The sequence below is a fragment of the Corynebacterium sp. ACRPZ genome (assembly GCF_022346205.1).
Classification (GTDB): domain Bacteria; phylum Actinomycetota; class Actinomycetes; order Mycobacteriales; family Mycobacteriaceae; genus Corynebacterium; species Corynebacterium lehmanniae.
The window spans coordinates 13,974-27,001 of the sequence record NZ_JAKRMR010000008.1; the positions used below are offsets into that span (position 1 = coordinate 13,974).

Consider the following 13,028-nt stretch of genomic DNA (forward strand, 5'->3'; position numbering starts at 1 on the left):
CGTGGCCGCAGGCTAGAAGTCTTCGCGGTCGCGGCGGCGCATGAGCCGGATTTCGGATTCGAAGTCGTCCGCACTCTCGAACGACTTGTACACGGACGCGAAGCGCAGGTACGCCACCTCGTCGAGGGCACGCAGCGGTTCGAGGACGGCCAGACCGATCTCGTGGGCGGGCACCTGCGAGCTGCCCTGCGCGCGCACAGTCTCTTCCACTTCTTGGGCCAGACGCTTCAATGCGTCGTCGGTGACATCGCGGCCCTGGCATGCTCTGCGCACGCCGACGATGAGTTTGTCGCGGTCGAACGGTTCGCTCACGCCGTTGCGTTTCACAACAGTGAGGACGGCCTTTTCCACTGTGGTGAAACGCCCCCCGCACTCGGTGCACTCTCTGCGGCGGCGAATTGCTGAGCCGGCCTCGACCAGCCGCGAGTCAGTCACACGAGATTGCTCGTTGTGGCAAAAAGGACAAAACATGGTCTTCCACCCCCAGAGTTTTCAAGGCTTGGCGTAGCCGTGAGTCTACGCCCTGCCTAGCGCGCAGTTGCCGCCACAGCCGAATGAGCCGCCTGGCCGCTGGACATGGACGAAGGATCCTCTGTTTGCGCCGAGAAAACACCGCCGAATGCCGAACCGATAAGCAGCGCCGCAGTCATGCACACGCCGAGCAGGAGCGTATCGCGCGTCTCGTGCCGTGTTTCGAACGCGTTCACATTGGAGGAACCGTCAAGACTCCCCTTGGCAGATGAGCGAGCATCCGTTCGATGGGAGCCGGAAATCGCTCGAACACCGGCGCCGCCTGTTCGACGCTTCGGCGCGGAATCAACATCCCAGACTTCTGCCGGAGGGACCACAGATGCGGCTCCGGTGCGTCCAACTAATGTGTTGTGTACTGGATTGATTGCAACTGACATGGTGTGTCTCCCTTCTTTCTGCGGCACACTCTACGTTCGGCACCGACACGCTCGAACGTTCTAACGTTCATTTGTTCGAATACGCTTACGTGTTCGATTTATAGCATCACGTTCGATACGTGTCCACCCAATGCTTGCGCCCATCGAACATGAGTGCCCTATCTGGTAGGTTCGTAGGCGCACAACGCCACCGAGTCCAAGGAGAACGTCATGGCACGAAAGAAGTCCGATCCAGGCAACCCGGATTACAACGCGCTGTCAGACCGCCAGCGCCGGATCCTCCAGGTCATCCAAGACGCTGTGGTCCTGCGTGGCTACCCGCCGAGCATCCGCGAGATCGGTGACGCGGCCGGGCTGCAGTCCACCTCATCTGTCGCATACCAGCTCAAAGAGCTGGAGAAGAAGGGATTCCTCCGCCGCGACCCGAACAAGCCCCGCGCCGTGGACTTGCGCCAAATGCCGGAAGCCGGCCGAAAGAAGCGCAAGCCGCAAGAGGCGAAGCCGGAAGATTCTGGCAATGCCCGCTACGTGCCGGTAGTCGGACAGATTGCCGCGGGTGCCCCGATCCTCGCCGAGGAAAACGTGGACACCTACTACCCCCTGCCCGAGGAGCTGCTCGGTGACGGCGATGTGTTCATGCTCAAGGTCGTCGGCGAATCCATGCGCGACGCCGGCATCCTCGACGGCGACTGGGTGGTTGTCCGCTCCCAGCCGAACGCCGAGGAGGGCGAGTTCGTCGCGGCGTTGCTCGACGGTGAGGCGACGGTCAAGGAGTTCCATCGCGACTCCACCGGTGTGTGGCTGTTGCCCCACAACGATGCCTTCGAGCCGATTAAGGGCGACGAAGCGGAGATCATGGGGCGTGTCATCTCGGTGTTCCGTACGCTGTAGTCGGTGCGTTTGCATCGAGCAGCCGCAGCCCCACAGACCGGAAATCACATAGCGACAAGCGCAGGAGATCGATGTACGCCGAGGAGCGTAGACGCCAAATCGCGTCTTTGACCGCAGTTGAAGGCCGCGTCAACGTCACTGAGTTGGCGCAGCGCTTCGACGTCACCGCGGAGACCATCCGCCGTGACCTTTCGGCATTGCACGACGAAGGCGCTGTGCACCGCGTCCACGGCGGCGCGGTGGCGAGCCAGTCTTACCGCTCGACGGAAATTCCGCTGGATACGCGTCAGCGCGCCTCCCTTGCCGCTAAAGCCGCGATTGCGGAAACCGCGCTGCAGTTCGTGCCGGATGCGCAAAGTTGCACCATCTTTTTGGACTCGGGCACGACGATCAGCAGCCTGGGCAAGCGTCTGGCGGAGACCCGCGGGGACCGGGAGTACTCGGTGGTGACCAACTCCATCCCCACTGCATTGGAGCTGAGCGATTCCGGATTGCACGATGTGCAGCTTCTCGGCGGCTCAGTCCGGCCGATCAGTCAGGCAGTCGTCGGCAGTACCGCGCTTCGCACCCTCGCTCTGTTGCGCGCCGACGTGGCGTTCGTGGGCACCAACGCGTTGTCCATCGGCCACGGCCTGTCCACTGTGGACGCCAAGGAGGCGGCGGTGAAGGCCGCGATGGTCACCAACGCCCGCAGGGTTGTCGTGTTGTGCGACTCCACGAAGCTGGGCAACGACTATGTGGTCAGCTTCGCGCCGCTTACGGACGTCGACGTGGTGATCACCGACGCCGAAGCGCCCTCCGCGTTCGTGGACGAACTGCGCTCGCACGGTATCGAGGTCGTGCTCGCGCAACCCCAGTAACCCTCGGGGCGCCACCCGACGTCTTCCACAGGGGCGTTCTTTGACTTTCTGCGCGAAAATGGTGGCACCTTCGCATGCATGCGACCTACACTCGTTGCAGACCTGAATGAAAAACAACGGAAAGGACACCCGAATGGCTTCCAAGACTGTGAAGGTCGGTTCCACCGTCGGGCTGCACGCTCGCCCGGCCACGGTGATCGCAGATGCTGCCGGCGAGTACGACGACGAGATCCTGCTGACGCTTGTCGGCGGCGACGAGGACGACGAGACCGATGCCGCATCCTCGCTGATGATCATGGCGATGGGCGCGGAGCACGGCGACGAGGTCACTGTCACTTCCGACAACGCCGATGCCGTGGAGAAGATTGCGGCGCTGATCGAGCAGAACCTCGACGAGGAGTAAGCACTCGTAGCTTTACGACGAGCTCACGCCCGGGCACTGTGCCCGGGCGTTTTCACGTGCAGCATGGGCCAGCCGCTAGAACGTCGACGGCTTCGACACGTCGAACTCCTTGCGGTACTGCCCCTCCCCCAACGTGTTGTACGCCCAGCGCATCAACGGATAGATCACGATGATGCCCACTGAGCCCAGCGCGATGCCTTCCAACGTCACAGCGCCGATGTCGAGCGTGAGGTTGCCGATGCCCACAATCAGCGCAACCGCGGCCGCGGTGAGGTTCGCGGGATCGGTGAAGTCCACCTTGTTGTCCTGCCAGATACGCACGCCCAGCATGCCGATGAGCCCGTAGAGCACCAGGCACGCGCCGCCGAGCACGCCGGCGGGGATGGTGAAGATCACGGCGCCAAACTTCGGGATGAACGCCAGGACGATCGCAAACGCGGCGGCCACCCAATACGCTGCGGTGGAGTACACCTTCGTCGCCGCCATCACGCCAATGTTTTCTGCGTAGGTGGTCGTGCCGGAGCCGCCGAAACCGCCTGCGAGCGTGGTGGCGATACCGTCGCCGATCAGCGCGCGGCCCTGCATGTCGTCGAGGTTGCGCCCAGTCATCTCGGATACGGCCTTGACGTGGCCGACGTTCTCCGCGATCAACACGACCAACACCGGCAGGGTCACCAGCACGGCGGAGACGTGGAACTCCGGGCGGTGGAACTGCGGCAGGCCGATCCACGGGGCGTCGGCGATCGTTTGCAGTGCGTCCTCACCCAAGCCGCCCGTCAAGGCCGCGAACAGCCAGCCGACGAGCACGCCGATGAGGATGGATAGACGCGAGAGCAGGCCGCGGGTGGCCACGGTGACCACCACAACCGTCAGCAGCGTTACCGCCGCGACCCAGGGTTGGGTTTCCACGTTCGACACCGCGGTCGGCGCCAGGTTGAAGCCGATGAGCGCGACGATGGCGCCGGTGACCACGGGCGGCATCACCGCGTCGATGACGCGTTTGCCCGCCCATTCAACGACGATGCCGACAAGGATGAGCGCCACACCGGTCAGCAGCACCCCGCCCAGCTGCGCGCCGACGCCATACTGCTGCGAAGCCGTCAGCGGAGCGATAAAGGCGAAGGACGAACCCAGGTAGCTGGGCACTTTATTGCGGGTGATCAGCAAGAAGATGATGGTGCCCAGGCCGGAGAACAGCAGCGTGGTGTTCACCGGGAATCCGGTCAGGGTGGGCACCAGCAGTGTGGCTCCGAACATTGCAACCACGTGCTGCATGCCGATGCCGATGGTGCGCGGCCAGCTCAGCCGCTCGTCCGGGGCGACAACAGCCCCGGGGCGCACTGTGCGCCCGTCTCCGTGAATGGTCCAGCCGAAAGTGTTAGTCACGAAATGCCATTATCACCCCTCCACTGATTTTTCCTGTGCCGGGGGTGCCTGGCGGGCAAAGTAGATAGCTCTCAGTGTGGCCTTGCTATTTTGAGCACCATGGAAATCATTGTGCGCCCCACCGCCGAAGAAGTAGGCGTGTCCGCAGCCGACATCATCGAACCGTTCGTGCGAAGCGGCGCGACCCTCGGCCTGGCCACGGGTTCGACCCCGACCCCCACGTACATGGAGTTGATCCGCCGCCACCGCGAGGAAGGCTTGAGCTTCGCGCAGTGCGACGCGTTCCTCCTGGACGAGTACGTCGGCCTGGAACGCTCCGACGAGCAGTCTTACTACGCCACCATCCGCCGAGAATTCACCAGCCATGTCGACATCGACGATGCAAAGGTGCAGTCTCTCGACGGCCTGACGTCAGACCCCGCGGCAGAAGCCCGCAGCTACGAGGAACGCATCGCCGCCGCCGGCGGCGTGGACGTGCAGATCCTCGGCGTCGGCGCCAACGGCCACATCGCGTTCAACGAGCCGCCCAGCGCCCTAGATTCGCGCACGCGCGAGATCAACCTTCACCCCACCACCGTGGCGGATAACGCCCGCTTCTTCGACAACGAGGACCAGGTGCCACGCAAGGCCCTGACCCAGGGCGTGGGCACCATCATGGAGGCGCACACCATTGTGCTCATCGCCACCGGCCCGAATAAAGCCGACGCAGTCAAGGCCCTCGTTGAGGGCCCGGTGACACCGGGCTGCCCGGCATCGGTGCTGCAAAACCACCCGCGAACCACGGTGATCCTCGACGAGGACGCGGCGGCGAAGCTCGAGCGCTAGCTCACCACGAACTCCGCGTACTGCTCTGCAAGTACGCGGGGCAGGCGGACGTCGATACGCGTGCCCGCCTCGTCGTATTCCTCCGAGCGCACCGTGCCCTCGTCGTGGACGCGGCTGACCACGTCGCCACGGGTGTAAGGCACCACCATGGTCACGTGCGCCTCGATGGAGTTGAGGTGCTGCTCGATGCGCGCCTCCAGCTCCTCGATGCCCTCGCCGGTAAGCGCGGAGACGAACACGGCCGTGCGCCCGGTCTTCTCAAACGCGTGGCGCAGCTCCGCCAGCACCAGCGGGTCGGCCTCGTCGATCTTGTTCACCACCACGATCTCCGGGGGTATCTCCTCGCCGGAATCGCGGGTGACCTCCGCGAGCACCTCGTTGACGGCCTCGATCTGTTTCAGCGGGAACGCGTCGGAGCCGTCCACGACGTGCAGCACCAGATCGGCTCCCGCGACCTCCTCGAGCGTCGACTTGAAGGCCTCGACTAGCTGGGTGGGCAGGTGACGCACGAACCCGACGGTGTCGGTGAGCACCACGTTGCGCCCGTCCGCGAGCTTCGCTTTGCGGGTGGAGGGGTCCAGGGTGGCAAACAACGCGTCTTCCACCAGCACGCCGGCACCCGTCATCGCGTTGATCAGAGAGGATTTGCCGGCGTTGGTGTAGCCGGCAATGGCAATCTTCGGGATGGTGGAACGCTGGCGCTTCGCGCGCTTGACCTCGCGCGCCGTGGTCATGTCGCGCAGCTGGTGGCGCAGCTTGGCCATCTCGGTGCGCAGGCGGCGACGGTCCGCCTCAATGCGCGTCTCACCGGGACCGCGCAGGCCCACGCCGCCGTTGGAGCCGGCGCGGCCGCCGGCCTGGCGCGACAGGTTGCCGCCCCAACCGCGGGTGCGGCTGTACAGGTACTCCATCTGCGCCAGGCTGACCTGAGCTTTACCCTCTTTGCTCTTCGCGTGCTGGGCGAAGATGTCCAGAATGAGCATGGTGCGGTCGATCACTTTGATCTTCAGCGCTTCCTCGAGCGCGATCATCTGCGACGGCGAGAGCTCACCGTCGAAAATCACCGTGTCGGCGCCGGTGGCCTGCACGATCTCGCGCAGCTCCGCCACCTTGCCCGAGCCGATGTAGGTGCCCGGGTCCGGCTTGTCGCGCTTCTGGTACAGCATGTCCAAAACCTCAGCACCGGCGGTTTTCGCTAGCGCCGCCAGCTCCCACATGCTCGCCTCGATCTCGGCCACGGTGCCTTCGGTCCACGCGCCGACAAGGAGGACTTGCTCGATGCGGAGCTTTCGGTACTCCACCTCGTAGATGTCGACGTGGTCTTCGGAGCGCAGCTCCGTCGCGCCGGCGACTGAGCGGAAGGAGTTGCGGTCCGCCAAGTCGAGGGCGCCGACTGTGGGTTCGGCGCCGGGCTGGGGCTCGTTGTGGCGAAACGCCTGTCGCAGCAGCTCCTCGTGGGTGCGCTGCTCTGGCGTCAGTTCGTCTTCAAGCAAAAAGCGATCTTTCCTGTGTGGTGAATCTGTCACTGTCATATCTACCCGATAGAACGCAGTATGGCCCAGGATTCTTCCCGGTTGGGGCGATTGACTAGAATCTACGGCCATGAGCACAGCAGTGAGCACCGATCTTTCCGCACTCGGCTTGAGCTTTAACAAGTGGCAGGATGCAGTCGAAGCCGCGATTGCCACCGACCGCCTCGCGGTCGTCGGCGAGGTCCGCGGTGGCCAGCTGATCCAGTACACCGACCCGTCCGGCGCGCAGCTGAACATCCTGGCTGTGGAGCCGTTTGCCACCTTTGCTGGCTTCGAATCGGTCACCCGCACCTACGCGCACATCACGCCGCTTAACGACGTCGTCGCGCTGGCCGATATTGTCGATCCCCGCGGCAATGCCATGGCGTCGCTAACGGTGAATCTCGCGCAGGAGCCTTTGCTTGTGGACGATCCCGCGCTCGAATGGCAGGAGCTCTCGGTCTCAGCACTCGGCCTGGCGGTTGAGCGCTACGAGTCCACCGACGCCTACCTGGCACTGCACCCGGGCGCTGTGGTTGGCACCGTGACCTCCCCCGGCGCCGAGGCCGTGGCAAGCGGCAGCGCCACCACCCCGGATGCGAGCGCGGAGTTTTCGGCCCGCGTGCTGGAGGCGGAGTACCGCACCTCCGCGCTGACCGGCCAGCGCTTCATCCATGTCTCCGTGGACGCGGCGTTCCCGTTCGACGTGTGCCTGCCGGACGGCGACCTGCCCGCCCGCGATTCCGTGATCGCCGGCACCGCTGTGATGGCTGGTTCCATCCCGACGCCTTCCGGTGGCGGCTGCGGGGGCTGCGGCGGATCCTGCGGATGCGGCGGCCACTAGCCGTTACAAAGGCTTCCCGATGAGCTCACCGAACAGAGATCTCTCCCGAGCGTTAATCGGCGCACTCGTGCTCGCTGCCGTTGTGCTGCTGGTGTTCACGCTCAAACTGCCGGGTCTTCTGCTGTCGGCACTGCTGATCATCGGGGCGATCTTGCTCGTGCGGCGCGTGCAGATTGACCCGGAGGTCATGGCCATCCGGTCGTCGCTGCAGTACGCGCGCGACGATATCGCCGAGGTGCTCGGCGCCTACGAGCAGCTGCAGCACGGCGCGGCTGCATCCGACATCGCGGACCGCACCCTGCACTACCCCGCCCTGGCAAACCCGGACAACTCGGTGCCACAGGTCAACGAGTTTCTCCTGCGCGCGTCTTCCGCCCGGCGCTTCTTGGAGCGCATCGACGGTTACCTGGAGTCCGCCTCCACCGACAAGGCGCAGCTGGAGCGCATCCTCACCGTCGCCGACGAGCGCGCCTTTGAGCTGCAGGAGGCCTGGGACGACGCACGCCGGGCCGCGAAAGAAATCGGCCCGGCGTAGGTCTCCGGCCTACAGCTCGTCCGCCAGCTCCCCGCGGAACACGATCGTGGATGGGCCGGTCATCGTGGCCTCGCCGTCTTCGAGCACGACCTCGATGGCCCCGCCCGGCACGTTCACGATCACGGAACCGTTCTCGATGCCCGCGTCCGCAAGCGCCGCCTGCGCGGCAGCGACGGTGCCGGTGCCGCAGGAGCGGGTCTCGCCCACGCCGCGCTCCCACACGCGCATGTGCACGTTGCCCTGGTCGAGCTCGGTGAGTACTTCCACGTTGACGCCCTTGGGGAAAAACTCTGGGTCGAACTCAGGGGCCACAAACTCCATATCCGCAAGGTCCGAGGAGGTCATCCCCGGGATCACGCACGCCAGGTGCGGGTTGCCCACGTCCACGCCGATACCCGCGAACTGCTGATCGCCCATCGCCGCGGTGGACACACCGGTGACCTCAACGCTTCCCATGCCCACGGAGACAATCGCGTCGGCGCAGTCGGCGGAGATCACCCGGATGTGCTTGACACCGGCGCGGGTGTCAACGTCGAACTCGGAGGCGTCTTCAAGCCCCTCGGCCACCAGCACATGCGCGAACGCCCGGATGCCGTTGCCGCACATTTCCGCGATGGTGCCGTCGGCGTTGCGGTAATCCATAAACCACATGCCTTCGGCTCCCCCGCGGCGCACCACGCGCAACAACCCGTCGCCGCCGACACCAGCGCGACGGTCGCAGAGGAACGCGACCTGCTCCGGGGTCACGTCGAGCTGGTCGTCGACATCGATGAGGACAACGAAATCGTTTTCGGTGGCGTGCGCTTTAAGAAATTTCACGCCAGTGAGTCTAACGCGGCACCCACAACGTCATCGCCGGCAGCGTCCAGCCACACCGTGCGCGGGTCGCGGTTGAACCAGGAACGCTGGCGGCGCACGTACCGGCGCGTGCCGGTGATCGTCTGCTCCACCGCCTCGTCCTCGGTGAGCTCGCCATCCAACATCGCCAGCACCTGCGCGTAGCCGATCGCGTGGCCGGCGGTGGATTCTCGCACGAGGCCGGCGTCCACCAGGCCACGCGTTTCGTCGATAAGCCCCTGCTCAAACATCATGCGCGTGCGCAGCTCGATGCGCGGGTTCAACCACTCGGCGTTCGTGCGCAGCCCCAGGATGCGCGTGCCCCAGCGGGGTGCTGCGTTCTTCGGCGGCTGCGACGCCTGGAACGGTTTGCCGGTCAGCTCGATAACCTCGAGGGCGCGCACGGTGCGGCGCGGGTCCTTGTCCTCGATGGTGCGGGCGGCAGCCGGGTCCACCTCGGCCAGCTCCGCGTGCAGCGCGTCCACGCCGATCTCGGCCAAGCGTTCCTCGTACTTCGCGCGCACGGTGGGGTCGGTGGGCGGGAACGACCAGGCGTCGATAAGCGATTGCACGTACAGCATCGAACCGCCCACCAGCACCGGCATCTTGCCGCGCGACATGATTTCTTCCACCGTCGCCACCGCGAGCGACTGGTACTCAGCCACCGAGGCGGTGCGCGTGACCTCCCAGATGTCCAGCAGGTGGTGCGGGATGCCCTCGCGCTCCTCCACGGGAAGCTTCGCGGTGCCGATGTCCATGCCTTTGTACAGCTGCATGGAGTCCACGTTGACCACTTCGCCGTCGAACTCGTGCGCCAGCGCGATGCCTAGCGCGGACTTGCCGCTGGCGGTCGGGCCCACTACTGCGATCGGTTTCATACGCTCCACTCCGCTACGTAGCGCCCCACGCCCAGGGTGTCGTCGTGGTCCAGCAATGTCGCCTTATGTGGCCGCAGCGCCGCCAGTTCGTGCCACAACGCGGGTTCGAGCAATTGCTTATCGACGACCTCCGGTTGCCCACCGTCCAGCCACCCGCACAGACGCCGGTGGTACTCCGGCGCGCCGTCGACCAGCGCGAGCGGGGCTCGCGGTGTCAGCCCGGCCGGACCGTCGAGCACCACCACGGTCACCGCGTCCGGGTCGGGGGCGCCGATCTCCCCGCGGACCTCGCGCACTTCCGGGTCGCCTAACGTGAACCGCGCGACCAGCTCGCCTAAGTGGTTGCCCGCGCGCACGGTGATCTCCGGCCCGCCCCAGGCTTTGAGAGAGCCGGTGTGGGCGGTGTACCAGCGCTCATCGAGCGAGCAGACGATGTCGATGGCCCTGCCACCGGCGGTGCCAGCGAGCGTGCGGACGGCCTTGACAAGGCGTTGCGAGGCTTCGTCGCTAGGCGAAAGCGCGAGTGCCGGCGATCCCGGCACGATCCAGAGGTTGGGTCTCACGCGCACAACCCTACCCAGCGCCCCGTTTGCTCCCCGCAGGGCGTGAAGTGCCGGTAATATCGCACGCATTGCGCAAGGCAGCCGCGACGCGCGGCACAGTGCGGCCACACAACAGGCCGCGGAAAGGATGTCCACCATGACCGATTCGAACTCCACACCGACCCCGGGCACCAAGGCACCGTCGCCGGCCGCGATGGCGAAGAAGCCGGGCCCGCGACCGGGAGCAGCTGCAAAGACCGTGACCCCGGCTCCCCTGCCCGCGCGCGAGCCGTCGGACCCGTCCAAGTTCGGTCGCGTGGACGAAGACGGCAACGTCTTTCTCACCCGCGGCGGCGAGGAGCGCCAGATCGGCTCCTGGCAGGCGGGCACGCCCGAGGAGGGCCTGGCGCACTACGGCCAGCGCTACGACGACTTGGTCACCGAGGTGGAGCTGATTGAGACCCGACTGCGCGCCCACCCGGAGGACGCGGACGCGCTGCGCAAGTCCGCGGAGGCGCTCAAGGCATCGCTTGACGACGCGGCCGTGATCGGCGACATCGACGCTGTGGAGGCCCGCCTGGACAAGGCGATCGACGCGTCCGACACTGCGCGCGAGAAGGCGAAAGAGCAGAAGGCGCAGCGCCGCGAGCAGGCGATCGCCCGCAAGGAAGCGCTCGCCGCAGAGGCCGAGGACCTGGCGGAGAACTCCACCGAGTGGAAGGCCGCGGGCGACCGCATCCGCGAGATTTTGGAGGAGTGGCGCGGCATCCGCGGCATCGACCGCGCAACCGACGACGAGCTGTGGAAGCGCTACTCGCGCGCCCGCGACAGCTTCAACCGCCGCCGCGGCTCCCACTTCGCCGAGCTGGACCGCAACCGCGCCCAGGCCAGGAAGACCAAGGAGGAGCTGGTGGAGCGCGCCGAGGCGCTGAAGGACTCCACCGACTGGGGCCACACCGCCCGCGCGTACCGCGACCTGATGACGGAGTGGAAGGCCGCCGGCCGCGCCCCGCGCGAGGTGGACGACAAGCTGTGGGAGCGCTTCCGCGCCGCCCAGGACCACTTCTTCGAGGCACGCAACGCCGTCAACGCCGAGCGCGACCGCGAGTTCGAGGCCAACGCCGAGGCGAAGGACGCACTGATTTCCGAGTACGACTCGCTCATCGACCCCGCGAAGGGCCTCGGCGCAGCGAAGGCGAAGCTGCGCGAGCTGCAGGACAAGTGGGACGAGATCGGCTTTGTCCCCCGCGGGCGTGTGCGCGAGTTCGAGGACAAGATCGGCCGCATCGAGCAGCGCGTGTCCGAGGCCGAGGATTCCCGCTGGCGCAAGACCGACCCGGCGCAGCAGGACAAGGTCAACCAGTTCCAGGTCAAGGCCGACGACTTTACCAAGCAGGCCGAGGCCGCCGAGGCCAAGGGAGACGCCACCAAGGCCGCCTCCCTGCGCGAGCAGGCCAAGCAGTGGCAGGAGTTCGCCGACGTCGCCGCCAAGGCCATCAACGAAGGCTAGTAAGTTAGCGCGAGTGCTCCACCCCCACCTTTTCGTCCCCCGACCAGACCACGGCAACGATGCCGAGGCCGTGGTCGGGGGCTACGCCTTTTCCGCCACGCTGGCCATCCAGGACATCACGGGTCTTGCCACCTCCGGCGTCTCCGCCGCGCACATTGTCAAGCGTTTAGAGCCCTCCGCCGAGTCCGAGGCCATGCTGTTCGGCTTAGTTTCAACGCAGCACCTGCGACCGGTCACCGACCTGGGCTACCCGGAGCTGTTCCCCGAAGACCTCGACTCCCTCGACGCCTGGCTGTTCGTCTCCCTGCCTCTGCTGGAGGACCGCGGGGTGATCGAAGCGAACTTCACCTTCGACTCCGAGCTCGCTCCCCTTCCGGGCGAGCCCATCCCCGACGAGCCGTGGGAGAGCGCACTCAAGCTTCTCGACGACCTGTCGGCCCGCCTCAACCGCCCCACCCGCCAACTGTGGGTCACCCACGCTGTTGAAGCCGATGAGCCGCCGCACGTGCGCAGCTACGGCTACACGCCGGCGTTCCGCGAAGACCAGGGCACGTTCTCCATCTCCGCGATTGAGGGGTTGCCTGATGCTGCGGACGCCCAGTTCGCGGTGGTCCAGGGCCCCGGCTTCTCAGCACGGCGAAACGCCGCGCCCGGCGAGCTGGAGCAGTTCTCCCGTTTGCTCACCTCGGCCTCGCGCGACTACCCCCGCGGGGAGCTGGTCATGGACACCATCGAGTGGGACCTCGAGCGCATCCGCGACGCCGGAGCGAGGTTGCAAGACCGCGGCGGCGCGCAGCTGACGGGCCTCGCTTACGTCGACGGCGTGATCGTCGGATTGTGCGAGGTGGTGCGCTTCCTCGCCGACGACGCGAAAGTCTGCGAGCTGGGCCTGGTCTACGTGCTGCCGGAGCACCGCGGCCGCGGCATCGGCTCGGCGCTGCTGCGCGCGTCGCTCACGCGCGCGAAGGAGATCTGGGAGGACCTGGAGACGGTCTACTGCTCCTACCCCGCCGACTCTCCCGCGGCGGACGCGATCATGAGGGGCCTTGACGCGGAGGTGGTTTCCTCCACCACCGCGTGGCAGAAACCGTAGGCAGT

15 protein-coding genes are annotated in these 13,028 nt (G+C 66.1%); 8 read left to right on the plus strand and 7 right to left on the minus strand.

The annotated features are described in order from the left end of the window. Positions 1-12 precede the first annotated feature (12 nt). Together nrdR and MHX64_RS06730 are read right to left on the minus strand one after the other, a co-directional pair. Positions 13-471, minus strand: coding sequence for a transcriptional regulator NrdR (nrdR, locus tag MHX64_RS06725; protein WP_034998765.1), 459 nt, complete (start codon positions 469-471; stop codon positions 13-15). 56 nt (positions 472-527) lie between these two features. Next, a complete protein-coding gene (locus MHX64_RS06730; protein ID WP_181888576.1) occupies positions 528-908 on the minus strand; it encodes a hypothetical protein in 381 nt (126 codons plus the stop codon). Positions 909-1,118: 210 nt separating this feature from the next. Between MHX64_RS06730 and lexA the strand changes: the two genes are divergently transcribed. From lexA to MHX64_RS06745, 3 genes are all read left to right on the plus strand, one after another. After that, complete coding sequence (lexA, locus tag MHX64_RS06735) at positions 1,119-1,799, plus strand: transcriptional repressor LexA (RefSeq protein ID WP_181888577.1); 681 nt, start codon at positions 1,119-1,121, stop codon at positions 1,797-1,799. 71 nt (positions 1,800-1,870) lie between these two features. Then, positions 1,871-2,659: a DeoR/GlpR family DNA-binding transcription regulator gene (locus tag MHX64_RS06740; protein ID WP_181888578.1), complete on the plus strand. Its 789-nt coding sequence runs from the start codon at positions 1,871-1,873 to the stop codon at positions 2,657-2,659. Between the two features lie 133 nt (positions 2,660-2,792). Continuing rightward, positions 2,793-3,062 (plus strand): HPr family phosphocarrier protein, encoded by a 270-nt coding sequence (locus tag MHX64_RS06745; RefSeq protein WP_181888579.1) that lies wholly within the window; start codon positions 2,793-2,795, stop codon positions 3,060-3,062. 75 nt (positions 3,063-3,137) lie between these two features. Here the strand turns inward: MHX64_RS06745 and MHX64_RS06750 are convergent, their stop codons facing one another. Then, a complete protein-coding gene (locus MHX64_RS06750; RefSeq protein WP_239357364.1) occupies positions 3,138-4,448 on the minus strand; it encodes a solute carrier family 23 protein in 1,311 nt (436 codons plus the stop codon). A 99-nt stretch (positions 4,449-4,547) separates the two neighbouring features. Here MHX64_RS06750 and nagB point away from each other — a divergent pair, with 99 nt between their 5' ends. Beyond that, on the plus strand, positions 4,548-5,273 hold the full coding sequence (gene nagB / locus MHX64_RS06755; protein ID WP_239357365.1) for a glucosamine-6-phosphate deaminase: 726 nt from the start codon (positions 4,548-4,550) through the stop codon (positions 5,271-5,273). Here the strand turns inward: nagB and hflX are convergent. Further along, entirely contained in the window at positions 5,270-6,805 is a 1,536-nt protein-coding gene (gene hflX / locus MHX64_RS06760; RefSeq protein WP_194559410.1) for a GTPase HflX, read from the minus strand. The genes nagB and hflX overlap by 4 nt on opposite strands. A 70-nt stretch (positions 6,806-6,875) precedes the next feature. On the opposite strand from hflX, the gene MHX64_RS06765 reads away from it, so the two are divergent. Further along, positions 6,876-7,628 (plus strand): hypothetical protein, encoded by a 753-nt coding sequence (locus MHX64_RS06765; RefSeq protein WP_239357366.1) that lies wholly within the window; start codon positions 6,876-6,878, stop codon positions 7,626-7,628. Between the two features lie 19 nt (positions 7,629-7,647). Next, positions 7,648-8,163, plus strand: a complete 516-nt coding sequence (locus MHX64_RS06770) for a hypothetical protein (protein WP_194559412.1) — start codon at positions 7,648-7,650, stop codon at positions 8,161-8,163. 9 nt (positions 8,164-8,172) lie between these two features. Here the strand turns inward: MHX64_RS06770 and dapF are convergent, their stop codons facing one another. The 3 genes from dapF to MHX64_RS06785 are packed head-to-tail and all read right to left on the minus strand — an operon-like array spanning position 8,173 to position 10,441. Then, positions 8,173-8,982 (minus strand): diaminopimelate epimerase, encoded by an 810-nt coding sequence (dapF, locus tag MHX64_RS06775; protein ID WP_239357367.1) that lies wholly within the window; start codon positions 8,980-8,982, stop codon positions 8,173-8,175. Next, complete coding sequence (gene miaA / locus MHX64_RS06780; protein ID WP_239357368.1) at positions 8,979-9,878, minus strand: tRNA (adenosine(37)-N6)-dimethylallyltransferase MiaA; 900 nt, start codon at positions 9,876-9,878, stop codon at positions 8,979-8,981. Before miaA ends, dapF begins: the two co-directional genes overlap by 4 nt. Next, positions 9,875-10,441: a hypothetical protein gene (locus tag MHX64_RS06785; RefSeq protein WP_239357369.1), complete on the minus strand. Its 567-nt coding sequence runs from the start codon at positions 10,439-10,441 to the stop codon at positions 9,875-9,877. Before MHX64_RS06785 ends, miaA begins: the two co-directional genes overlap by 4 nt. 127 nt (positions 10,442-10,568) lie before the next feature. On the opposite strand from MHX64_RS06785, the gene MHX64_RS06790 reads away from it, so the two are divergent. Both MHX64_RS06790 and MHX64_RS12085 read left to right on the plus strand, forming a co-directional pair. Continuing rightward, entirely contained in the window at positions 10,569-11,930 is a 1,362-nt protein-coding gene (locus MHX64_RS06790; RefSeq protein WP_239357370.1) for a DUF349 domain-containing protein, read from the plus strand. A 13-nt stretch (positions 11,931-11,943) separates the two neighbouring features. Then, a complete protein-coding gene (locus tag MHX64_RS12085; RefSeq protein ID WP_239357371.1) occupies positions 11,944-13,023 on the plus strand; it encodes a GNAT family N-acetyltransferase in 1,080 nt (359 codons plus the stop codon). The last annotated feature ends 5 nt before the right edge of the window (positions 13,024-13,028 follow it).